This window comes from Pediococcus damnosus (assembly GCF_001437255.1).
GTDB classification, from domain to species: Bacteria; Bacillota; Bacilli; order Lactobacillales; family Lactobacillaceae; genus Pediococcus; species Pediococcus damnosus.
Genome location: NZ_JQBD01000027.1, coordinates 1 through 22,074, shown reverse-complemented (window position 1 = coordinate 22,074; position 22,074 = coordinate 1). Strand labels below are relative to the sequence as shown.

At 36.8% G+C, this 22,074-nt stretch carries 24 protein-coding genes; 9 read left to right on the top strand and 15 right to left on the bottom strand.

Annotation, left to right across the window (positions count from 1 at the left end; genetic code table 11):
- Nucleotides 1-40: 40 nt before the first annotated feature.
- From IV84_RS04990 to IV84_RS04950, 9 genes are all read right to left on the bottom strand, one after another.
- Nucleotides 41-484: a GtrA family protein gene (locus IV84_RS04990; protein WP_046871867.1), complete on the bottom strand. Its 444-nt coding sequence runs from the start codon at nucleotides 482-484 to the stop codon at nucleotides 41-43.
- A 21-nt stretch (nucleotides 485-505) separates the two neighbouring features.
- Nucleotides 506-2,476, bottom strand: a complete 1,971-nt coding sequence (locus IV84_RS04985; protein ID WP_056986193.1) for a hypothetical protein — start codon at nucleotides 2,474-2,476, stop codon at nucleotides 506-508.
- A gap of 6 nt (nucleotides 2,477-2,482) precedes the next feature.
- Complete coding sequence (locus IV84_RS04980) at nucleotides 2,483-3,424, bottom strand: glycosyltransferase family 2 protein (RefSeq protein ID WP_056986192.1); 942 nt, start codon at nucleotides 3,422-3,424, stop codon at nucleotides 2,483-2,485.
- Between the two features lie 33 nt (nucleotides 3,425-3,457).
- Nucleotides 3,458-4,078, bottom strand: coding sequence for a phosphatase PAP2 family protein (locus IV84_RS04975; RefSeq protein WP_046871870.1), 621 nt, complete (start codon nucleotides 4,076-4,078; stop codon nucleotides 3,458-3,460).
- Nucleotides 4,065-4,724, bottom strand: a complete 660-nt coding sequence (locus IV84_RS04970) for a VTT domain-containing protein (protein WP_046871871.1) — start codon at nucleotides 4,722-4,724, stop codon at nucleotides 4,065-4,067. The genes IV84_RS04975 and IV84_RS04970 overlap by 14 nt, the downstream gene beginning before the upstream one ends.
- 16 nt (nucleotides 4,725-4,740) lie before the next feature.
- On the bottom strand, nucleotides 4,741-5,412 hold the full coding sequence (locus tag IV84_RS04965; protein WP_046871872.1) for a hypothetical protein: 672 nt from the start codon (nucleotides 5,410-5,412) through the stop codon (nucleotides 4,741-4,743).
- 216 nt (nucleotides 5,413-5,628) lie between these two features.
- Entirely contained in the window at nucleotides 5,629-6,987 is a 1,359-nt protein-coding gene (locus IV84_RS04960) for a sensor histidine kinase (protein WP_056986191.1), read from the bottom strand.
- Between the two features lie 43 nt (nucleotides 6,988-7,030).
- Complete coding sequence (locus IV84_RS04955; RefSeq protein WP_046871874.1) at nucleotides 7,031-7,729, bottom strand: response regulator transcription factor; 699 nt, start codon at nucleotides 7,727-7,729, stop codon at nucleotides 7,031-7,033.
- 141 nt (nucleotides 7,730-7,870) lie between these two features.
- Nucleotides 7,871-8,281 (bottom strand): peptide deformylase, encoded by a 411-nt coding sequence (locus IV84_RS04950; RefSeq protein WP_046871875.1) that lies wholly within the window; start codon nucleotides 8,279-8,281, stop codon nucleotides 7,871-7,873.
- 304 nt (nucleotides 8,282-8,585) lie between these two features.
- On the opposite strand from IV84_RS04950, the gene IV84_RS04945 reads away from it, so the two are divergent.
- From IV84_RS04945 to IV84_RS04905, 9 genes are all read left to right on the top strand, one after another.
- Nucleotides 8,586-9,215, top strand: a complete 630-nt coding sequence (locus IV84_RS04945) for an LPXTG cell wall anchor domain-containing protein (protein ID WP_046871876.1) — start codon at nucleotides 8,586-8,588, stop codon at nucleotides 9,213-9,215.
- Nucleotides 9,216-9,345: 130 nt separating this feature from the next.
- Nucleotides 9,346-9,864 carry a GNAT family N-acetyltransferase gene (locus IV84_RS04940; protein WP_056986190.1) on the top strand — a complete coding sequence of 173 codons (519 nt, stop codon included), beginning with the start codon at nucleotides 9,346-9,348 and terminating at the stop codon, nucleotides 9,862-9,864.
- Between the two features lie 290 nt (nucleotides 9,865-10,154).
- On the top strand, nucleotides 10,155-12,908 hold the full coding sequence (locus IV84_RS04935; RefSeq protein ID WP_197706749.1) for a sigma 54-interacting transcriptional regulator: 2,754 nt from the start codon (nucleotides 10,155-10,157) through the stop codon (nucleotides 12,906-12,908).
- A gap of 86 nt (nucleotides 12,909-12,994) precedes the next feature.
- Complete coding sequence (locus IV84_RS04930; protein ID WP_046871879.1) at nucleotides 12,995-13,492, top strand: PTS sugar transporter subunit IIB; 498 nt, start codon at nucleotides 12,995-12,997, stop codon at nucleotides 13,490-13,492.
- Between the two features lie 17 nt (nucleotides 13,493-13,509).
- Nucleotides 13,510-13,983 (top strand): PTS sugar transporter subunit IIB, encoded by a 474-nt coding sequence (locus IV84_RS04925; protein ID WP_046871880.1) that lies wholly within the window; start codon nucleotides 13,510-13,512, stop codon nucleotides 13,981-13,983.
- Between the two features lie 23 nt (nucleotides 13,984-14,006).
- Nucleotides 14,007-14,810, top strand: coding sequence for a PTS mannose/fructose/sorbose/N-acetylgalactosamine transporter subunit IIC (locus IV84_RS04920; RefSeq protein ID WP_046871881.1), 804 nt, complete (start codon nucleotides 14,007-14,009; stop codon nucleotides 14,808-14,810).
- Nucleotides 14,803-15,663, top strand: a complete 861-nt coding sequence (locus IV84_RS04915) for a PTS system mannose/fructose/sorbose family transporter subunit IID (protein WP_046871882.1) — start codon at nucleotides 14,803-14,805, stop codon at nucleotides 15,661-15,663. Before IV84_RS04920 ends, IV84_RS04915 begins: the two co-directional genes overlap by 8 nt.
- Nucleotides 15,664-15,736: 73 nt before the next feature.
- Complete coding sequence (locus tag IV84_RS04910) at nucleotides 15,737-16,153, top strand: PTS sugar transporter subunit IIA (protein ID WP_046871883.1); 417 nt, start codon at nucleotides 15,737-15,739, stop codon at nucleotides 16,151-16,153.
- Between the two features lie 80 nt (nucleotides 16,154-16,233).
- Entirely contained in the window at nucleotides 16,234-18,432 is a 2,199-nt protein-coding gene (locus tag IV84_RS04905; RefSeq protein WP_080945554.1) for a glycoside hydrolase family 31 protein, read from the top strand.
- 46 nt (nucleotides 18,433-18,478) lie between these two features.
- Here the strand turns inward: IV84_RS04905 and IV84_RS04900 are convergent, their stop codons facing one another.
- The 6 genes from IV84_RS04900 to mazE form a co-directional block, all read right to left on the bottom strand.
- Nucleotides 18,479-19,486: an amidohydrolase family protein gene (locus tag IV84_RS04900; RefSeq protein WP_046872447.1), complete on the bottom strand. Its 1,008-nt coding sequence runs from the start codon at nucleotides 19,484-19,486 to the stop codon at nucleotides 18,479-18,481.
- A 16-nt stretch (nucleotides 19,487-19,502) separates the two neighbouring features.
- Nucleotides 19,503-20,459 carry an alcohol dehydrogenase catalytic domain-containing protein gene (locus IV84_RS04895; RefSeq protein ID WP_056986189.1) on the bottom strand — a complete coding sequence of 319 codons (957 nt, stop codon included), beginning with the start codon at nucleotides 20,457-20,459 and terminating at the stop codon, nucleotides 19,503-19,505.
- A 332-nt stretch (nucleotides 20,460-20,791) separates the two neighbouring features.
- The gene (locus IV84_RS11415; protein WP_414477501.1) at nucleotides 20,792-20,878 is read right to left on the bottom strand and encodes a hypothetical protein; all 87 of its coding nucleotides are present in this window, start codon (nucleotides 20,876-20,878) and stop codon (nucleotides 20,792-20,794) included.
- A 155-nt stretch (nucleotides 20,879-21,033) separates the two neighbouring features.
- Nucleotides 21,034-21,189 carry a type II toxin-antitoxin system HicB family antitoxin gene (locus IV84_RS11210; protein ID WP_226996019.1) on the bottom strand — a complete coding sequence of 52 codons (156 nt, stop codon included), beginning with the start codon at nucleotides 21,187-21,189 and terminating at the stop codon, nucleotides 21,034-21,036.
- A gap of 52 nt (nucleotides 21,190-21,241) precedes the next feature.
- Nucleotides 21,242-21,592 (bottom strand): type II toxin-antitoxin system PemK/MazF family toxin, encoded by a 351-nt coding sequence (locus tag IV84_RS04885; RefSeq protein ID WP_046872449.1) that lies wholly within the window; start codon nucleotides 21,590-21,592, stop codon nucleotides 21,242-21,244.
- On the bottom strand, nucleotides 21,589-21,825 hold the full coding sequence (gene mazE, locus IV84_RS04880; protein ID WP_226996020.1) for a type II toxin-antitoxin system PemI/MazE family antitoxin: 237 nt from the start codon (nucleotides 21,823-21,825) through the stop codon (nucleotides 21,589-21,591). The genes IV84_RS04885 and mazE overlap by 4 nt, the downstream gene beginning before the upstream one ends.
- Nucleotides 21,826-22,074: the final 249 nt, after the last annotated feature.

The window sequence follows — 22,074 nt, the reverse complement described above, 5'->3', positions numbered from 1 at the left end:
TTGAATTAATCAACTACCTCCTACTCGATTGAAATAGATTCTAATCTTCCTGCTTTTTTGAGGAACTCAGTGGTGAAGATTTAAAAATAAACAGCTTGCTGAAAACGTAATTTATGATGACGATTAAAACGTTATCAATGATTTTTACTAAGATGGCATTTCCGCCTAACAGTGAGATGCCGACCCACATAATTAAAGTATCAAATAGGAGTGAAACGATTCGGAAAAAGAAAAAAGAACTAATTTCCTGAATGAAGGCCTTGGGAGTAGATGTTTTGGAATTGAATACCCACAATTTATTAGTTATATATGCAAACAAAACTGATAAGAACCAGGCCAGAACGTTTGAAACTTGATAGTTCCAAGTAGTCATATTGTGTAGAACGGTAAAAACACCAATATTGATCAAAGTTGTTAAACCACCGAAAAACAGATAACTGATCACACTATAGTACTGGATAAAAAGGGCCTTAATTTTTTTCATAACTTAACCTCTTAACTGATTTTAGGATGATACTTTATTACTGAAAGTGTAGATCAAAGATGCATAAGCATGCTGAGTGTCCTTGATTCTAAGCGGATATGGGGCTAACCGATAGCTTTGAGTTTGAACAATTTGAAGCTTTTGAGCCTTACGATTGAAATTGTTCAAAACAATTTGGTAAGTGCCCCTTTTAAATTTACCATGGACGATAAAATAAGTTTTCGTTCGTTTAAAAGTATAACGTTTTTGATTATTTAGTGAAACTAAGGTTCCAGTTAGATGAGCCCTTTTAGGAACTAGGATTGAAACTTTCGTTGTTGGTTGTTTGATTTTAACCTTTTGCGTTACGGTCGTCCCAGGTTGAATGGTGGCTAGTTTAGCGTCATATTGGGCCGATAACTGACTGCGCTGACTAGCCACAACTACTTCTTTGGGTCTTACGAAAGAGGTTGATTCAGTAACAAAAACAAGAACTGCAAGAACAGCAATGCCACCGGTTATTAATCCCCGTTTGCGCATGCTAAACGTTTTGGTCGACTGCAGGATTGATGGCGTCGGAAAGGCACTGACTATAAATAAAAGGGGTAATAAGGCCTGGCCATAGCGGCTTTCAGTTTCCCAGACAAACGTGTGAAACAGAAGATACCCAACCGCTGTAATAACCGCCAAACCAATGATTGGTTTTCCGGAAGCTTTTTTTGCCGTTAGCATAACTAAGCATTTGAAAAAGGCAATGCCATAGATAAAAATAAAGCCGACCCGCATAATTAAGGATCCCAACATTGTCAATATAATTTGCAACTTCGGCTGAATATTGGGAGCCTCGATAAGGCCACCGCTATAGGATGCCTGCAGATCGCCTACCTTAAGAAGAATTCCAGTTTTAATCAACCACTGTTCAATGACTCCGCGGGGGCCTAAAGCTTTAATCCGTTTGGGGATCGCTTTTTTTAAGTAGGTTTTTCGGTCCGCGATGGTAGAAAAAGTATTCATTTTCTTAACTGCCGAATTTGAGTAGGTTCCATAACTTTTGTGATCATAACTCATCCAAATCCAATTGGCAGTTGGTAATTCATACTTGGTATTATTCGTAAAGTGGACATTATTTTGAATGGCGGCCTTGGCTGGAATGCTTGCGCCAAAGCCGATTAAAATAATGGCTAAGGGGATTCCGTAGATTAAAAGCTGAGATCGATTACGAATAAGAAATATTCCAAGTAGAACGATAATTGCAATGCCAAATACAATTAGATTTGGTTTGATGAGTTGACCAATTAGAATTAACAAAAATAAACCCAACCCCTGAAAAAGGCGGTTCTTTTTGGAAAGGGTCGGCCATCGCATTAAAACATTGAATCCAAACAAAAGGCATACCATTGCTGGTAAATCAGAGTAAAAGACTTGTAAATAGTACGTGTAGGCAAAGGGACTAATTAAAAAGAAAATCAGAGCCGCTAACACCAAACCATTTTGTTTGGAAAATCTCCGAATATTTTTAAGGGAAAGACTAATAAAACTATCTAAGAAAATTAGTGACAAAAAGTGAAGCCCAGCATTAGTTGTGAGTCCCAAAAAATTTGTAAATTTCAACCATTGACCTAATAGAAACGTTATCGAAACGTTATTAGGATAGCGCCAAAAATAAGTGGAGTTGCTCCAAGAGTAGTTATTTTTGCTCAGCAATTCAGCCTGTGAAAGAACACGAAATGGATCATGATAGACAGTTACCGGTAGGAAATGTAAAACAAGTAACTGGATAACAACCATCAATAACAATCCACTAATAATAAATCGTGTAACTGATTTAGAAGATAGGCGATTGGTTAATGTTTGGAATAATGGCCAAACAAAGGCTAATCCAGCGCATGCAATCACGACCAAACAACTTAATTTAACATCTTGCGGAAAGAAGATGTTTGAAACAATTCCGATTAAGAGACCAAAAGCCAAAATTAATGGAAATATTTTAAAAACAGTTAATTTTTTACTCATTTGAAGTTACCCGATTTTGCTTTCAATAGTAAAGCGTGTACGCTTTTTGGTTTCTGTCGTGAGTTTACCAATGTACTCACCAATAATTCCTAAACTGATCATTTGAAAACCACCTAATATCCAAATAGAAATCATTAATGAAGACCAGCCATGGACAGTTAAGCCCATCCATTTACTAATGAAGGAATAAAGTAAGGCGATCACACCTAACAGACTAGCAAAGACACCTAGCAAGAGAACAGTGCGAACTGGTGCAATTGAAAGTGAGGTAATTCCGTTCCAGGCAAAAGCTAGCATCTTTTTGAGTGGATATTTAGATTTACCGGCCATGCGGGGAGTCCGTTTGTAATAGATCTTTTCGGATTTAAAACCCAACATTGGAATGATACCACGAATAAATAAATTTCGCTCTTTATATTGAAGTAGTGTCTGAACGGCACGCTTTGACATCAGACGGAAATCCGCATGGTTTTGAACGAGTTTCACGCCCAAAAGATTTAGAGTTTTATAAAATAGATTGGCACTTGTCCGTTTGAACCAAGTATCGGTATCTCGATTATTCCGAACACCATACACAATGTCAGTACCGGCTAAAAATTTATGCACCATTGCCGGAATGGCATCAGGATCATCTTGTAAATCGGCATCAATGCTTACGATAACATCAGCTGTTTTAACTGCTTCTGTCATGCCAGCAATGAGCGCATTTTGGTGACCAAAATTACGGCTGAATTTAATGCCAGCCACATGAGAATCCCTTTTATTTGCCTCAGTAATCAGTGACCAAGTTTTATCTGTAGAGCCATCATCGACTACGATGATATTAGAATCAGGGTTAATTGTTTGAGCAGTTATTAAATTATTTTCAATTTTTAGAAGTCGTTGCAACGTTGAAGGAAGAACTTCTTCTTCATCAAATGCTGGAATGACAATGGTTAATTTTTTCATAGGTTATTCTTCTTTCTTTTGAATAGATTGTGATCAGAATTTATATTGGAAGTATATGACGCGCATCCATTCCCACCACGAAAGGGCTAGTAAAAAGCTGGCGAAAACATCACTCGGAAAATGATCACGCAGATAAAACCGCGAAAATGCGACAAAGCAAAACCACGTGATGGTCAGCAGTGAAACGGTTAGTTCAGTTTCACGATTTTTGATATAAGGAACAATGATAAATAAAATTGTTAAACCAAGCAGGGCAGTACTAAACGTGTGACCACTCGGATAGCTAAATCCAGTATCTTTTACAAGTTGCATATTAGGTCGCGGTCTGCGGATAATTTCTTTAATTAGAAAAGCGACGGCATCGCCACCAAGTTGGACGAGCATTATCCAACTTGCAATCACCCGATTTTTAAAATGCCAAAAAGCGCCCGCAATGAGTAACGTTGCAATAATTGTTACGGTTGGGCTGCCAAAGAAAGCAATAATCGTAAACACATGAGTTTGTGACGGATTTACGGAATTTCTCACAGTTTCCTGAATACTTCTATCAATGAAGGCGAGGCCGGAAGAATTGGTGTAAACGGCAATCGTTAGGCTTAGAAATAAAATGGTTGCGATAATACCAACGAAAAGCCAATTTCTATTCTTCTGCATTTGAGTCAGATCCTTTTCGGGTTCTTTTTAAGAGCATCACCATCATGGGGATAAGAGAGATAAGAACAATGGCTAACATAATTAATTCAAAATGGGCTTTAATTATTGGAATGTTACCAAAGAAGTAGCCTGATAGAACGGCGATACTAACCCAAGTAATTCCACCAATGACGTTATACAGAATAAATTGACGATAATGCATTTTACTTATTCCTGCTGTGAAGGGAACAAAAGTCCGAATAATCGGAATGAAACGGCCTAAAAAAATAGCCCAATTTCCGTATTTTTTAAAGAAGAGTTCGGCTTCGGCAAGGTATTTCGGCTTAATCCACCGTTGCCACTTGGGACTCGATAAATGGCCTCCAAAGTGATGACCCAGTTCAAAATTTAAGCTATCTCCTGCAATCGCGGCAATTGATAGGAGAACAATTAATGTGATGTAATTGAGCGAGTGAGTCGACATGGCAGCAATCGAGCCGCTTAAAAATAAGATTGAATCTCCGGGTAAAAAGGGAAAAATAACCAAACCAGTTTCAATAAAAATAAGGGCAAAGAGACCCACGTAGACAAGTGATCCATATTGAGCAATCAAGTGAGGTAGCAAATGGTTCATATTCAATAAACCTGTTAGTAAAGTGGTTATCATTGAAGGTCCTCTTTTCTTAATGAATTTGATTCGTTAGGATTACCCCAACGACAGTGAAGAACTGCCGGCCTAAAATAGGATCAATAAAATTGCTAAGCACGAGGTTTACCACTGTCATTAGAAATAATAAGATGATAAACACTGACGGTTGAATCAAATGCCTGAATATAAAAATCAAAATCAGGGTTGTTAAAGCAATAATTACTAGGACAATTAACCGATTTGAAGTTTGTGAAATACTAAGTAACCAGTCACCAGCGTTAAAGGTAAAAATCATCAAAAAAACGGATGTAAATTGCAATGGATATTTGAGAGTTACCAAGTGAGCATGCTGATTGAACGCGAGAAGTCCTAAGATAAAACTTGCCCCAATAAATAATGAAGAACAAGAAAGACCAAAACTTTTATGCCAGGCGTCAACAAGCGAAGTACTAATACTGGTAATTGTGGCCGTATTAACAAAGCAAACTAATGGTTGATTTGAGTTTTCTTGCCAATAATCATTTAAGATGATGAGCAACGAAATAATCGCGACTAACAAGGTGACCGGTCGGGAGATGATTAAGGTCAGAAAGTCGGTAATTAAGTTTCCAACACTCATTGCAATTAGAATCAGTAAACCAGTTTTAATTGCGGATGGATGCAGTTTAGAAAAGACGTGAATAGATTTTTGACCGTTTGCCGACATTTGAATGTCACCTCACTTTTTTGATTGTCTTCATCATATTTTGTTAATGATTTTCTAGAAAGAGGATCAAAATAAAACGTAAATGAGAATTTTTCAGAAACAAAAAGAAACCTCACTAAAGGTTGCCATAGTGAGGTTTAAAATTAGAAATTCTCAAAATTAGATTTTTGAGTACAAAAAAATTCCTTGAAAAATCCAAGAAATTTAAAGTAATCATTAAAATGTTAACGAAAAAATGGTGCCTTGGGGTTGGTTTGCTTCAAACGAAAGCTGAGCATGGTTTAAATCAGCTAGTTGTTTAGCAATCGCCAGACCCAATCCGGTTCCGGAAGTAGACCCACGAATTTCGCTACTTCTATAAAAGCGTTCAAATATATGAGATCCGTCCTCCGCGGAAATTCCGTTGCCTTGATCCGCAACTTGAACAACAACATGATCATTCAATTTTTTTACACTTAGTTTAATTTCACTAGTGGGATCAGAATACTTACCAGCATTGCTCAAAAGATTGATGATGATTTGTTCTACGCTCTCCTTGTGAGCTTTGACAGTTATCTGTTCAGAAATATCGGTTGTCAATTGTTGTTTTAAGAGGGGAGCCATTTTATCTTTAATGACTAATAATGATTTGCTTAAATCAAATTCTTTTAAATCTAATGATGTGCGATCGGCCCGAGTCAGGGTCAGTAATTCGTCCACAAGATTTGCCATTTGGTGTGATTCTTCATTAATATAACCGACCGATTTATCAATAACTTCGGGATGCTCTTTGCCACGGCGTTCAATGAGTTGAGCATGGGTTCGAATGGTTGCAATGGGGGTTCGTAATTCATGAGCAGCATTTGAAATGAACGTTTTTTCCTTCTCAGATTGTTCATATAAGTGCGTAAGTAAACGGTCAAAACTAGTGGCCAAGTTTGTTACCTCAGTGGGACTTGCTGGCACCGGAAGTTGAGAAGCATGGCGCAACATATGACTACTTGAACTGGCTTCTGCACTTTTGGTCAGTTTAGTTAAAGAGTTGGTTAGGTGGTTTGCTACCAGCTGGATATATAAAGGACTGATTATTACAGTTAATAGCAAAATGACGATCATGACCATAACCACGCGGACCAAGGTTTCAAATTGGGCGTCGAGACTAACCCATAGTTTGTAGTCAATGCCTCTAGCGTGGCCGGTGGCATAGTATAAGAATCCCATATCATGGCGATAATAGAGATTTTTAATTAACGGAATCTTTTTGGGCTTTATTTTTAATAAATTGCGCGTATCCGGTGAATAATAATACTTTGTATTCGCATCTTTTCGCATATTATGAACGAAGACGTGGCTCGTGCTGGTATCAAGTGCATTAGTAGCACGCCAATTTTTCCAGTCATCGTTGCCATCAATATCTGTTTTTTTTAGGCTTTTAATGATACCACTTGCGCTTTTCTGGCTCGTCTCCATCAATTGATTTCCAACCGCAATAACGGTAATTATTCCTGAGATCAAAATGATAACAGTAATTAAGAACATGAAACTGCGTAACATAATCGAAGAACTGTCTTGTTTGAATTTAAATTTCTTTTTCATATATCAGAGCTCCTTGTTCTAATAACTAGTTTGAATTATCTGGTTAATCGTTAACCGTTAGGGTGTAGCCAACGCCGCGAATGGTGTGAATGAGTTTTTTTGAGTCAGGAAACTTATCAATTTTATTGCGTAAGTAACGAATGTAAACGTCCACGATATTTGGTTGGCCATCAAAATCAACGCCCCAGACTGAGTCGAGCAATTCATCACGTGTAAATGTTTTCCCAATTGCTTTAAACATTTCTAAGAGTAATTTATATTCCCGTTGCGTTAGTTGAATGTGATGATCGCCACGCGTTACTTGGCGTTTGGCAGTATCCAAAGTTAAATCGTCTAACTGATAAATAGGTGTTTTGTTGTTGGTTTGAATTTGACGCGGACGGCGAAGGACAACTTGCATGCGAGCCAAAAGTTCTTCGGTATCAAATGGCTTGGTAATATAATCGTCAGCGCCGGACATTAAGCCTGCCACTTTATCGCCAGTGTAATCGCGAGCAGTTAGCATAATGATTGGTACGTCACTTTCACGACGAACCCGGCGTAAGACCCCCAAGCCATCTAGTTTTGGTAACATCCAATCCAGAACAATCAGATCAATTTTATTTTGATTTTTTAAATATGTTTCGACAGCACTAACACCATCCAAGGCAGTTAGGACTTGATAATCCTCAAATTGAAATTCAGAAGTTAAAGCATCAACTAAACCTACTTCATCTTCAACCAAAAGCACTGTTTTCCCCATTTTATTTATCCCCCAAATTAATGTGTACATTGTTAATTATATTTTACTGCAGATTCTCGAAAAAAAGAAATTAAGACGAAAAAACAAAAAACTCCCTGAGCCGGATGGTACTGGCTTTAAGAGCTCAATTTTGAATTATGTTTAAATTAAGATTCCTTCACAATGATCAACTTCATGTTGGATAATTTGGGCAATCCACTCGGAAAATTGTTGTTTATGAGGGGCAAACTTTTGATCCAAATAAGTAACTTCAATTTTTTTGTATCTGGTCGTCGATCGTTCACCTAACAAGGATAAACAGCCTTCTTTAGTGGTAAATGGATCGATTTTTTTGGTGATCACCGGATTAATCATAGGAATCGCCAAGGGTCCCATTTGAACGACAATAATTCGTTTATTAATGCCGATCATATTAGCGGCCATGCCAACACAATCTGCTTGATGAGCCTTAAGGGTGTCCAGTAAATCAGTAACCGTTTGCCGATCAGCCTTGGTAGCTTGGTCGGCCTTTTTTGAAAGTGTGCTTTGATTGCGATTAATTGGTTTAATCATAGTTTTCTCCTGATTTTATAATTTGTAGAAAATAATGAGTTCAAATCAAGTTTAGATTACTTTGGTGATTTTAACAATTGTTCGAGGTAAACTAAAAGCCCTAATTTTAATTGTAGTTAATTAAACAAATGCAAGTTAGTTCACAAGGATATGTGCGATCCATAATTTTTTTTGGCTCCTTTCGCCAGTCATATTTAAAGAAATTTTATGTATTATCAAAAATAGGTTAGCCTTTTCATGCCCAACAAGAGTAGACTTTATTACATGGTATGTTAAAAGATATAAATATGGGAGATAGCTCGTTATGAAAAAATCTAAATTTTTATTAATTAGTTTGATAGCATTAGGAATATTTGGTGGTGGGGTGTTTGGACAAACAGTTAAGGCTGATTCTGGAACCACTGCAAGTAGCAAAGTAGTTAGCACTGAATCATCTGCTAATGTTACCAAAAATTCAGCTTCAAGTGGGTCAAACATGAGTTCTTCAGATGCCATTCAAGGTTCCATGCATGATCCAGAATTTTATATTGTCAGCTATAATAAAAAGACTCACACAGAAACAGTCAGTCGAACACCCGTTGCACCCGATTCAGAGTCAAACTACGATAGGATGAAGAGTTCCAATCCAAATGGCCATATAAATGATAGTAAAAAAGTAAATGATAGTAAAAAAGTTCAAACTGTAACGTACAGCAAAACGGCACCACAATCCAAGGCAAATACAACAAGTGAAAACAATGGTAATGCTGACAACAAGGTGCAACCAACTACTTCGAATAAACTAGTAGCAAATAAAGAAAATTATAAAAACATTTCTGAAAACTCAAACGTTTTACCACAAACATCTGAACACCAAAGCAATACCATTAGAATAATTGGGGTTATATTGATGCTTATTGCTTTTGCAAGTTTCTTTTTTGGAAGAAGAAAATAAATAGTGATCAGAGTTTCTGGTTATTTTTTATTCATTCACTTTTTAAAATTCCGGTTCAATAAAATATGACATAATGTTATAATATCCTTCATTCAAATAAATTTCGATGTGCTATGGAGGTATTAAAACGATGACACAAGGACAACTTAAAAAGATCGGTGTACAAGACTGGCAAAGATTACAGCAAATTAGTATTGAAACATATACGGATACATTTGAGCCTTATAATTCACCAGAAATTATGGATGCTTACCTAACGACCGCGTATGAGCCTCAAAAATTACAACGAGAACTTAAAAACCCAGATTCAAGTTTTTACTTTATTGAAAAAAATAATGAGGTTGCTGGCTATTTAAAAATTAACCTAAACGGTTCCCAGACCGAAAAAATGGGACCGGACAGTTTGGAAGTGGAACGAATCTACATTCGGCCGGCTTTTAAACACCAAAGCTTAGGAACTCAGTTGATTGAGAACGCAGAAAAACTAGCACAGAAATATCACAAATCAAAAATATGGCTTGGTGTGTGGGAACACAATGAACCCGCTAAACATTTTTATGCTAAGTTTGGCTTTAAACGGATTGGTCAGCACTCCTTCTTTATGGGGGACGATGAACAAACGGATTATTTGATGCAAAAAGTTCTTTAATGTAAGGAAGATTAACTAAAAAAATTTTAGAATATTTATATAAATACCCCCATGGAATAAGAGAGCCAGAAACGAGATTTTTCACTCGTCTGTGCACTTACTTCATGGGGTTTTTACATCTTTTTATATTTTTAGTGGCAACTGCTGATTCTTGAGAATATGCTTTGCCTACAATTGAAATCATATTAAGAGATCCACCTTATTTTTAATTTGTTTATTCGTTTTGGAGCGACTTATGCTAACATTGAACTATTATGAACCGTTTTCAAAAGATTTGGGGAGGCGACAGCTTGAGTGTTAAAAGACCAAAGACAAATCGTGAAAGAGTCATTGAAAGCTTGAAAACTTTAAGCTTGGCTCTGCTAGATAACAACGAGTTAGGAGTTTCAGCTAATACAATTGCCCAAAAAATTGATATTCAACGTAGTACGGTCAGTCTTTATTTAAACGAACTGGTTAGAAATAAGGAAGCTATTAAGATTAATACGCGACCAGTATATTTTTTGGACGCAAATATCTATCAAAATAACAAAGATAAGCTTTCAAGAATTACGGAGTATATTGAAAACAAAGAAACTGAGCAAGGCAATCAAGATCCTTTTGATGAGTTAGTGGGTAGTGATGGTAGTTTAAAAGATGTGGTTGATCAAATAAAATCAGCTGTTATTTATCCGCCTAGAGGGCTCTCCACACTTCTCGTAGGAGAATCAGGAGTTGGTAAAAGTTTTATTGCGCAATTGGCTTATAAATTTGCGCAACAAAAAGGTTTGGTTAAAGGTAAATGGATTGTGCTTAACTGTGCAGAATATGCAGATAACCCAGAACTACTATCGAGTATTTTGTTTGGTAACGTAAAAGGTGCTTTTACTGGTGCAGATACAGATAAGAGTGGATTATTAAAGGCAGCCGAAGATGGGTATCTGTTTTTGGATGAAGTTCACAGATTGACACCAGAAAATCAGGAAAAATTATTTCAATACATGGATAAGGGTACCTATCGACGAGTTGGAGAAACTGATCAGGTGCACACGTCAAATGCTAGATTAATTTTTGCAACGACCGAAAAGCAAAACGCCGACTTTTTACAAACTTTTTTGAGGAGAATCCCTCTTGTAATTCAAATTCCAAATTTTCAAGAACGAACTCGTAAAGAGCGGATTGATTTAATTACGATGTTGTTTTTTAAAGAAGCCAAGACAATCCAACACAATCTATACATTGCTTCGGAAGTGGTACAGGTCCTTATTCAAAATGTAAATAAAGGAAATGTCGGGAAACTAGCGAGTATCGTGAAACTTTCTTGTGCCGAAGCATTGTTACGTGCAGGATCTGGCGAAAAAGATATTCACATAAAGTTGGACAGCTTACCGCATGATTTTTTGCGTACAACAAGCGTCCAAGACATTTCCACAACTAAAGATTATAAAATTCAAATTCATTTCAAATCTGAACAGATTAAGAGTCGCAATACCATTGAACGAGATCATCTTTATCAGTTTGCAGATAAGCTTATTCAAAATGTTTTGCAGTATGGATCAAACAAAATTTCAAAACAAGAATTTTATAATCAAGTTGGTAATGTGGCAAATGGCGTAATTGATTATATTTCGTTTGAATTACGAAGAATAAAAACAAATGCGTTTTCCGAATATGTAGAGCAAACATTAAAGAGTATTCTGGCTAATTTATATGTAAATATTGGAATTAGTCAATTCAATAGTAGTGCAAATCTGCTGACTAAGTTGATTATTTATGTGAATGATTATGAAGATGATCAAGAAATTGAGAATCTTGACCAAACTATATTGATTCTCAAACAAAAGTTTTCTGATGAAATGAAATTAACTGACCGTGTTGTGACTGCAATTAAGAAACAATTTGATGTTCATAATACGTCGTTATATCAAATATTAGTTTTTGCATTTATTTATTCTCAAAATCAAAAAATGGTTGATCGAGAAACTAATGCGGTAATTATTACCCATGGCTACTCAACGGCTGAAAGTTTGGCTTCAACTGTCAACCGACTATTAGGCAGTTATGTTTATGAAAGTTTTGACATGCCTTTAGATGCCAGTGTGGACGATATTATTCGGGAAATAAAGGCGTATTTTAAAACTGTGGATATTGAAAAACCGCTGGTTATTTTGGTGGATATGGGATCTTTAAAAGCGTTAGATCAGCGGCTAAAGAAAATTTATTCAGGAGCCATTGCTATTATTTCTGGAGTATCTACGGAGATTGCCTTGGATATTGGCAATAAAGTGCTTCAAAATAATATTGATGAGGATGTCCTTAAAAGAAGTGCCAGGGAAGCTGCTCCTAAAATTACGACTGTTGAGCCGGTCAAACGAAAAAATGTGATTTTGACCACATGCATTACAGGGATTGGGGCTGCTACCTATTTACAAAAACTGATTCAAGATAATACACATGGCGAAATTACAGTTATTTCAAAGGATTTTTACGAATTAAAGAAAAATGGAATTAAAGATTCAGTGTTTAACAAATATCGTGTGAAGATTATTGTTGGGACGGACGATCCAAGTATTCCTGAAATTCCATATCTATCTGTGGAAGGTCTGATTAATCGGGATGTTGGTGATCCAGTATTTCTAACAGCTTTTCCAGATGTGTTTACAAATGCCAGTTTGAAAAGTATGAACGATAGTATTGTACGTGCTTTTACGGTTGACAATATTGCGAATAATATGACAGCTTTAGACCCAGCTGTAACAGTTTCACAAGTAGAGGGCTGTGTGACAAAACTGGAGCGTAGTTTAGGCACAAAGATGGATGTTTACTTAAAGATTAGTCTTTATATGCATCTTTGCTTTATGTTTGAACGGGTTGTTCAGGGTGAGCCAAACTTGGATTACCATAATGTAGACCATTTTAGGCAGTGTTATGGACGCTTCATCGAAATCACGGAAGATGCGCTTAGTGATATGCAACACTATTATAGTGTTAAGATACCGGTTTCAGAAATTGGATTTATTTTCGATATTTTAAAAAATCGAGTAGATCTATCAAATATAGAATAGTTGAAAGCGTGGGATTTGTGCGCCTTTTAAGAAAGGGCTTACACTAATTGGCACGCTTTTTGCTTATATAAAGGTGAGGACAAAAAATGGCAAATGAAGAATTAGTTGTGCGAGTTGATAATCGTCTGATTCATGGACAAACCGCTGTAATGTGGAAAGAAGCATTAAATTTTGATCGAATCGTTGTTCCCGATGATGAAGTTATGCATAATTCGATGATTCGACAGTTAATGCGGATGTCAGTTGCAACAAGTAATGCAAAAAGCTATTTTTCTTTAGTTAATCAAGCTCCAAAATTGATAAAAAAGTTGTCACAAGAACAGAGCTCTTTGTTAACTAATAAGAAAGGCAATCCAATTTTTATTGTATGTCGAAATCCATTTGTCGTCAGAAAACTTATAGAAGGAGGAGTTAAGTTTAACAAAGTTAGTATTTGGAATATGTTTGCAGATGAAGGAAAGCAAAAAGTAGTGGGGTCGGTTTATATGGATAAAAAAGATAGAGAGGACGTCGAATTTATCAAACAAGCAGGCGTGCGAGTTGTTATTCAGGAAACGCCTTTTTCCAAAGAGTATGAATTATAAAGGAAGAGATGATTTAAATGTCAGTAATTTTAGCACGAGTGGATCAGCGTTTAATCCATGGAATTGTGGTCAATCAATGGGCCGCAGAAACGCAAGCAGGTCGATATATGGTAATTGACGATGAAGTCAGTAAAAATGAGAATTTGAAAGCCAGCATGCGATTATCAAAACCAGTTGGAACTGGAATGTCCATCATTGATACTGAAAAGGCTATTCGTAATTTCAAAAATGGTAACTATGATAAGCAACGAGTGTTTGTGATTGTAAAAGAGCCAAGCACTTTAATTAAGTTATTAGATGCGGGAATCGAAATTCCAAAAGTAACGGTTGGTATTATTTTTAATGAAAATGGACGTAAGAACATCTCCAAATTTGTTTCAGTTAATGACGAAGAAGTTAAAGACTTTAAGGAAATTGAGAAGCGTAAAGTTCCTTGTGTAATTCAGTATGTACCAAATGATTCAGAAGAAAATATAAACAAATTTATTTAATTTTGAGAAAAGAGGTTTTTTAAATGACAGTAATGATGCAGGATATTTTAATCATTGCGCTTGCAATGTGGATACCAATTGAAAGTGGTGGTATTGCAATTTTAACAGGATTCCCAGCGATTGTTAGTATTTTTGCTGGTTTAATTATGGGAAATATGCATACTGCGTTATTGATTGGTGGTACATTTCAATTAATGAATTTAGGTGTTTCAGGATTTGGTGGTTCATCAGTTCCTGATTATGGGCTTGCCACGATTGTAAGTACTTTTCTTGCTGCAAGAACAGGTGCAAGTTTTGCTACTGCAATGGCTGTTGGATTACCAGTTGGTATGCTAGCAATTAATTTGGATGTTGTGGTAAAGCTTTTAAATAACTTTGTTGCGCATCGCTCACAAAAATATGCTCACCAAGGACAGTTTGGAAAAATGAAGGGAATTATGTGGCTTGGGCCGTTAATGGCTGCAATGAAACAATTAATTCCAATGTCAATTATTGTGTTTTTCGGACCACAGGCCGTCAAGATTGTTTTAAATGTAATTCCAAAATGGGTTACTACTGGATTGAATATTGCCGGTGGTATATTACCAGTTGTTGGTATTGCGTTATTGCTTCGTTATATGCCAGCAAAAAAATACTTTTCTTATTTGATTGCTGGATTTGTGTTAGCCGCATACTTAAAGGTTTCAATCCTTGGAATTGCTCTTCTTGGTTTTGCTGCTGCATATGTGATTTATCAAAACGGTATCAAAGAAGCTAACGCTAAAGAGAATGCTACTCAAAATAGTAAGGATGTAAATATTCAACAAGGAGATGACTATGATGAGTAAAAATGAAAAAAAGGAAACATCAGTTGCAGAAGAAGCAAAACAAAATGGTGTTCTAAATAAACATGATCTTCGTAAAGCAGCTGTTCGTTACAATTTTATGGGTGTAAATACATTTAACTATGAAACACAACAAGGACCAGGTTTAGTCTGGTCTCTAGAGCCTGCTTTGAGAAAAATATATAAGAACGATGACGAAGGCTTTAAGAAATCACTAGATAATCAGTTTAAGTATTTTAATACAACTACCGCAATGGCTAACATCATTATGGGTGCTGGATTAGCAATGGAAGAAAAGGATAAGACTAAATCTTTGGATGCTGTCCAGTCTCTAAAAACCTCTTTAATGGGACCATTTGCGGGAATTGGCGATACAATCATCTGGGTTCTTTATCCAACCATCATGGGTTCAATTGCAGCTTATATGGAACTCCAAGGAAATATGACTGGTGGGCTTATCTGGATGGCATTAAATGCTGCCTTCCTATGGATAAAATATAAGATGTTTGATCTGGGCTATTTTTCAGGTGTTAAATTAGTTAGTGCTTTGGGTGATCGCATGTCAGTATTTACAAATGCTGCATCTGTTATGGGCCTTGCAGTAGTTGGTGCATTAGTTGCCACAGTTGTAAAAATATATACACCACTCACCTTTAAAACTGGAAAGGTTACATTGGCTTTACAAAGCGGTGTTATTGACAAGATAATGCCAGCGTTATTACCGGCTCTTGCTGCTTGGGGTATCTATGTACTACTTGGTAAAAAAGGTTGGACTACTAATCGAATTATTCTTTTAGTAATTGTGATTTCATTGTTAGGCGCATTTACAGGAATCTTAGGTGTTCAACCAGCATAGAATTATAGAGGCGTCATAATTCGGAATAGTCTCAAAGACTATCCCGTTTTTAGTTAAGAGAGGAGAATACTATATGCAAAGACAAATTGTGATAGCTTCCCATAATCGGTTGGCCGAGGGATTTAAAGCAACGATTGAGTTTATATCGGGTAAACAGGAAAACTTGCATGTTTTAGCAGCATACATTGACAATAAGCCCATTGAAAAATCTGTTGAAGAAATCATGACCAAAATTCCATCTGATAATGAAGCTGTAATTCTAACCGATATGTTGGCAGGCAGTGTTAATCAAAAATTCTTTTTATACAAGAATCGTCCACATACACATATTATTACTGGAATGAACTTGCCACTTGCACTGGCTATGGTTATGGAACCAAGCAATGATTATCTCACTGATGATCGTGTACGAGAGTTAGTAAAGCAAGCACAATCGCAGCTAATCTATGTTAATGACATCGACACGTCAGCCGATTCAGAGGATGAATAGATATTAAAGAAAGTGGGTACTTTATTGTGAGCAATATTATACAAGGAAAAAAATACCGTTTTACTATTTTGACTGAACGAATGATTCGTTTGGAATATTCGGAGAGTGGCCAGTTTGAAGATCGGACAACTCAAGTTGTTCAGAATCGAAAATTAGATAATCCTGAATACCAGGTCTATCGTGAGCGTAATGGTCATAAGCTGGAAATCACTACTAAGTTTATCCATCTTTATTACGATGGTGGTAAGTTTACTGCAGATAATTTGTATTTAGATGCTGCATACAGTTATGGAACCTATATGAGTCGATGGTACTTTGGTGAGCCAATTCAAAATAATCTTAAAGGTACAGCTAGGACTTTGGATAAAGCAGATGGTGTGATTCCATTAGAGGATGGGATCATGTCAAAAGATGGATTCTCATGTATCAACGATTCAGAATCGTTTATTTTAAATAATGAAAAGTTTGAAATTCGTGAGCATCCTGAAATTGACTATTATTATTTTGCTTATGGGCATGATTACGAAGGAACCTTGAAAGATTATTATCGTCTGACGGGTTTCACTCCATTGGTTCCTCGGTACGCATTAGGCAATTGGTGGAGCCGTTACTGGAAGTATACGCAAGAGGAGTATAAAGAATTATTTGAACGTTTTACGGATGAAAAAATCCCAATTTCAGTAGCAGTGATGGACATGGATTGGCATCTTGTCCATGGTATTCCTAAACGTTTTGGAAGTGGTTGGACCGGATATTCTTGGAACAAGAAATTATTTCCTGATCATAAAAAATTATTGAAATGGTTACATAATCAAGGAAAACATGTGACATTAAATGATCATCCGGCTGCCGGTATACGAGCGTTTGAGGATGCTTATCCGGCGGTTGCCAAACGACTTGGTTTAAATCAGGAGAAAGAAGAACCGGCACTGTTTGATTTTCAAAATTCGAAATATCGTGACGCTTATTTTGAAGATGTTCATCATCCATTAGAAAAGGACGGAATTGATTTTTGGTGGATTGATTGGCAACAGGGACAGAATCGCAGCGCAAAAAAAGTTGATCCTCTTTGGTTACTGAATTATTATGTGTACAAAGATAATGAACAGCAACATCCAGGTGAGGCTTTAACTCTGTCACGATATGGTGGTCCTGGTAGTCATCGCTATCCACTGGGATTTTCAGGTGATACAGTTTCTAGCTGGAGTTCATTGAAGTTCCAACCATACTTTACAGCAACAGCTTCAAATATTGGGTATACTTGGTGGAGTCATGATATCGGTGGTCATATGAAAGGATCGTATGATAGCGAGTTAGCTGTTCGTTGGTTACAGTTTGGAGTGTTCAGTCCTATTAATCGCCTTCATAGTTCAAATAATCCATTTAAGGGTAAAGAGCCTTGGAATTTTGATGAAAATGCGCGTCAGGTTATGAATGAATTTTTACGTTTAAGAAGTGTACTTGTGCCTTATATTGATACTGCTAATTATTTGACACATACGCAGGGACTGCCACTGGTTGAACCAATGTATTATAAATATCCTGATGAAAACTCAGCCTACAAAGTTTCAAATGAGTATTATTTTGGTAGTGAAATGATTGTGGTTCCTATCACGGAACCAGCAGATGAAATTAGTGGAGAGGGGCAAGTCAAAGCTTGGCTACCTAAAGGAGACTGGTACGATCTGTTTACGGGGCTTAAGTATGTTGGTGACACATATGTAAATGTTTGTCGATCAGAAAATAATTATCCAGTGTTTGTTAAGGCCGGTGGAATTGTACCGATGAACCCTAATTACATGGAGAATGTTGAGAAGCTTCCAGAAAAATTAGATATTCGCGTTTATCCTGGCCGAGATAACCAATATAAGTTAATAGAACATGCAGGAAATTCTGTTGCAAAAACAACCTTTGATTTTGATGGGATTGATAAAATAAGCATTACAGTAGAAGATGCGGATCATATTATTCCAAAGATAAGAAAAATTAATATTTTTGCTTGTGGTAACGTGGCAAATAAAAATGCGCATGCAAAAGAAATTATTTTTGGCTCAGAAAAAGATTCAAAGATTGAAAAAATTAAATTTCAGACAGACAGTAAATTGTCTAAGTCATTAATTTTTGAAAAACTACAACATGCAAAGATTAGCTTTGATTTAAAGAGTGAAATTTGGAAACAGCTTAATAAGGAATCTAGTGTGATTCAAAAGGTAAGTTTTTTAAATAGTTTAGATGATAAAAATTTGGCTAAAATGTTAATTGAACTTGTAATCGCTTAGTAAATAAAAAATCTTCCTTAAATAAAGGGAAGATTTTTTACTTTATTTACAATTTTAACAGCTTCTCCGCGGTTCCATGAGCAATCATTTCACGATCTGTTTCACTAATCTTTGCATCCCGGATGAATGGTTCAATTTGATCAGTAGGCTCAAACGGGTAATCAGTGGCGTACATGATGTGATCAGCACCCATTTGCTCAATTGCCCAGTTCATCATCGATTTTGTATACAAGCCACTCGGCGTTACGTAGACATTATCCTGGAAGTATTCAGAAATTTTGCGATCCAGATTCTTGGCGACGGGCATCAGAGTTTCATCAAGTCGTTCCTGATAAAATGCCGTTAATTCGCCCCAATGACCCATAATAAGTTTAAGACTTGGATGGCGATCGAGGACACCCGCCAACATCATTCGAACGACCTGTAAACCGGCCTCGGCATGCCAGCCAAAACCTGGTGTCGCCAGTGCACCACCAGCTGCGGGAGAATATTGATCACTCAAGTATTGGGATTTAATGATTTCTGGTTTTGGAACTCCCGGATGGACATAAATGGGCACATCTAGTTTTTCAGCCTCAGCAAAAATTGGTTCGAAAAAAGGATCATCCAAATATTTGTTCAAGGTGCGACCATGAATCATCGTACCCTTCATGCCAAGTTCCTTCACAGCACGTTCTAATTCTTGAGCAGAGCCTTCCGGATCTTGAGTGGCAATCGTTGCAAACCCAGCATAACGATCAGGGTGTTTGGCAACTAATTTAGCAGTTTCATCATTTGCTAGTTTGGCGATTGGCAAAGCGATGTTTCCAGGGATGGTTTCTAAACCTTCTGCGGATAAGACTTGCATGGTGATTCCATGGTCATCCATGAATTTTAAACGAGCATCCATATCTTCAAACTTTTCGTCAGGAAAATTATATTGAGCTAAACCACCGCCAAGTGCCTTACCAATTTCAGGATTGCCGGCTCTTTGTGGTTGGGTTGCTTTGTAGGCCTTGAGTTCGCGTTCCACACTCGGAATATTATAGTGCTCTTCGGTTGTAATTAATTTCATGTATTTGGCTCCTTAACTAAGGTAAAACGACAACTTTACCAAAACTATGTTGGCTATCCAAAAAGGCTTGCGCATCCCCAGTGTGATCCAGATCAAAGGTCTTTGTTGGGGAAACATCTAAGCTATGATCTTCAATTAATTTCAAGAGATTGTTAAATTTAGCTTCAGTAATACTGTTGGAACCGAAGCTTGTCAGATAAGTGCCAGAAGGAATTGCACCCATAGGATCAAAGTCTTTTATTGTCCAAATACCACCAAGTTCGCCAGTTAGGCAGAGAATACCACCTTCATTTAATGCACTTGAAGAATTTGTTAATGTCAAACAGCCAATTAATTCCAGAATTTTATCGAAGTGTTTATCACCAACCTGTAATTCGTTATCTTTATCTTCAAACACGCCATCGAAGCCGACTGATTTAAGTTCATCGCTTTTGGCAAGATTGCGAGTGGTGCCATAAACTTTAATGCTAGGGTCCATCGCCTTAGCTAATTTTACGGCGGCAACGCCCACTCCGCTGGTAGCACCACGAACTAACAGAGTATCATTTTTCTGTAATTTTAAATTTAATAGTGACCCATAAGCCGTGAAATAAGTTTCTGGGATAGCAGCTAAATCAGCCCAATCTAAATTAGTTTTAACAGGATAGATATTGTCATTGGGAATCAAAGCATACTCTGCATAACTGCCATCGAAGGCTCGGCCCATACCACCCATTAAGGTAACCACTTTTTGGCCTTTAGGTAATCGTTTCGCATCAGTTGTATCAGCAATTTTACCGACACCTTCAATTCCTAAAATCCGTGGTAATTTTACATCTGGTGACCAGCCATTACGGGTAAAAATTTCGGATCGGTTAATACCAAATCCCTTAATTTTAATTAATGACCAACCAGGCTTTACTTCCGGGGTGGCAACCTCTTTATATTCAAATGTGTTGGCATCTCCTGGTTTTGTTAAAACAACTGCTTTCATAATTGATTTCTCCTTTTTTGATGATTATTTTGTGTTTGCAAGCTTTTGTTCTCGTTACGGTGTTCAATCTTGCTATGTCAGTTAACTTCTGAGTCGGACTAGTTATTTCATTAGAATTCATCGTTGGTCGAAGCTTAAGTATCTGATGAACCAATTATAGTCACAAACTAGGTTAATTAGGACACGTCTCCGACTCATTTAGCGGGTAGCTCATGACATTAGTCTAGGTTTTATTGCCTAAATTGGCCAATAAAATGCACGGATTTCACGATAATAAAAATGCCACTCTCAAGCTCGTCTTGTTAACGACTTTGGAAAGTGGCATTTTCTATTTATACTCCTAGCTTATCTTCTAAAGCCTCAGTTAGTGTTTCACTGAAATTGATGCCCTTTTCCTTAGCTGCATTGGCCAGAGACATCGGAATAGTGACATTTTTACGTACGGTAACGTTTTTGGCTTTCCGACGAGCGGCCTTCATGTCTACGCCAATTAAGTTAACAAGTTTTCCTGGATTTTCTAATTGAACTTGATCTATTGGTGTAGGTTTTGGATACTTTGGATAATCGGGAAGTGCTACAGCAACGCGTCAGGGGCATTTTTGATAGCTTCTACCAAAGTTTTGCCATCGGTGGCTGTGTCAGGAATATCGGGAAAGGTAACTGTATAGTAACCATCATTATCTTCATTATCAAAAATTGCTGGATAAACGACGTAATTAGGTTTTGTCATAGTTTCTCCTTCACAAATTAAGTACACAAGGGTACAGTAGCAGATTTTTTAATTAAAAAGGAAAATCAAAGCTAAAAAGTACGTTTTGAGCCACTTGATAAAAAGTTTCTTCATCAAGTTGGCCAAGCATTTCAACGTTGCGGTTAGCCTGAGGGGTGTAATCGAGAGAGAAAATCTGGTTTGTGTTTACTTTGCTGCTATCTGACAGTGATTTATTGTGTACTGAAACCAAAAATGGCCGCTTTTTATCTGTTGAGGTAATTGGACAAACGATTATTAAATTTGTTGCACGATTATAGGATTCACTACTCATTACTAAGGCTGGGCGACGTTTCTTAATTTCATAACCTTTGGATGGATCGAAATCAATATAAATGAGGCTTCTTTGGGGGATGCTTATCACTTGCTGGCCTCGTCTCCAGATGGTATATAATCCACGTTAATTTCTGGTGTATAAAACTCACCAGGCTTGGCATTCTTAAAATAATTTTCAACCTTCGGGATTAATGTGATTGAACCATTCTCCTTTTTAACAATGATAAATTCTTGACCAACACTTACATTTAATTTCTTGGGTAAAGTAATGGCAACTGAGTTTCCTAATTTTCTAACTTTTGAGACATTTTCATCGTTCAAGCTAATTAGCCTCCTTGTACTTCTGTATAACCTAATTATATATGTTAAATTAATAACTATCAATTTCTTTCACTTCAAAACTATTAATGCAATGGGTACTCAACAATTTTGGCTATATAATTAGAATTACGCGCAAAAACGACGAATAATTTTTTTGCAAAAAAAGAGCCTCAAGAAACAAAACGCGTTCCTGAAGCTCAAGCAATTGATTAGTTTAATCGGGTCTACACTTTCTGGTATTGGTGAATA

Bases quoted from the DNA above. Each gene is read 5' to 3' on its own strand.
- IV84_RS04940 (WP_056986190.1), top strand. From the start codon at position 9,346: ATGACACAAGGACAACTTAAAAAGATCGGTGTACAAGACTGGCAAAGA.
- IV84_RS04970 (WP_046871871.1), bottom strand. From the start codon at position 4,724: ATGATAACCACTTTACTAACAGGTTTATTGAATATGAACCATTTGCTA.
- IV84_RS04980 (WP_056986192.1), bottom strand. From the start codon at position 3,424: ATGAAAAAATTAACCATTGTCATTCCAGCATTTGATGAAGAAGAAGTT.
- IV84_RS04895 (WP_056986189.1), bottom strand. From the start codon at position 20,459: ATGAAAGCAGTTGTTTTAACAAAACCAGGAGATGCCAACACATTTGAA.
- IV84_RS04930 (WP_046871879.1), top strand. From the start codon at position 12,995: ATGGCAAATGAAGAATTAGTTGTGCGAGTTGATAATCGTCTGATTCAT.
- IV84_RS04900 (WP_046872447.1), bottom strand. From the start codon at position 19,486: ATGAAATTAATTACAACCGAAGAGCACTATAATATTCCGAGTGTGGAA.
- IV84_RS11415 (WP_414477501.1), bottom strand. From the start codon at position 20,878: ATGTCTCTGGCCAATGCAGCTAAGGAAAAGGGCATCAATTTCAGTGAA.
- IV84_RS04965 (WP_046871872.1), bottom strand. From the start codon at position 5,412: ATGTCGGCAAACGGTCAAAAATCTATTCACGTCTTTTCTAAACTGCAT.
- IV84_RS04925 (WP_046871880.1), top strand. From the start codon at position 13,510: ATGTCAGTAATTTTAGCACGAGTGGATCAGCGTTTAATCCATGGAATT.
- IV84_RS04990 (WP_046871867.1), bottom strand. From the start codon at position 484: ATGAAAAAAATTAAGGCCCTTTTTATCCAGTACTATAGTGTGATCAGT.
- IV84_RS04945 (WP_046871876.1), top strand. From the start codon at position 8,586: ATGAAAAAATCTAAATTTTTATTAATTAGTTTGATAGCATTAGGAATA.
- IV84_RS04915 (WP_046871882.1), top strand. From the start codon at position 14,803: ATGAGTAAAAATGAAAAAAAGGAAACATCAGTTGCAGAAGAAGCAAAA.
- IV84_RS04985 (WP_056986193.1), bottom strand. From the start codon at position 2,476: ATGAGTAAAAAATTAACTGTTTTTAAAATATTTCCATTAATTTTGGCT.
- IV84_RS04975 (WP_046871870.1), bottom strand. From the start codon at position 4,078: ATGCAGAAGAATAGAAATTGGCTTTTCGTTGGTATTATCGCAACCATT.
- IV84_RS04960 (WP_056986191.1), bottom strand. From the start codon at position 6,987: ATGAAAAAGAAATTTAAATTCAAACAAGACAGTTCTTCGATTATGTTA.
- IV84_RS04950 (WP_046871875.1), bottom strand. From the start codon at position 8,281: ATGATTAAACCAATTAATCGCAATCAAAGCACACTTTCAAAAAAGGCC.
- IV84_RS04910 (WP_046871883.1), top strand. From the start codon at position 15,737: ATGCAAAGACAAATTGTGATAGCTTCCCATAATCGGTTGGCCGAGGGA.
- IV84_RS04955 (WP_046871874.1), bottom strand. From the start codon at position 7,729: ATGGGGAAAACAGTGCTTTTGGTTGAAGATGAAGTAGGTTTAGTTGAT.
- IV84_RS04920 (WP_046871881.1), top strand. From the start codon at position 14,007: ATGACAGTAATGATGCAGGATATTTTAATCATTGCGCTTGCAATGTGG.
- IV84_RS04905 (WP_080945554.1), top strand. From the start codon at position 16,234: ATGATTCGTTTGGAATATTCGGAGAGTGGCCAGTTTGAAGATCGGACA.
- IV84_RS11210 (WP_226996019.1), bottom strand. From the start codon at position 21,189: ATGACAAAACCTAATTACGTCGTTTATCCAGCAATTTTTGATAATGAA.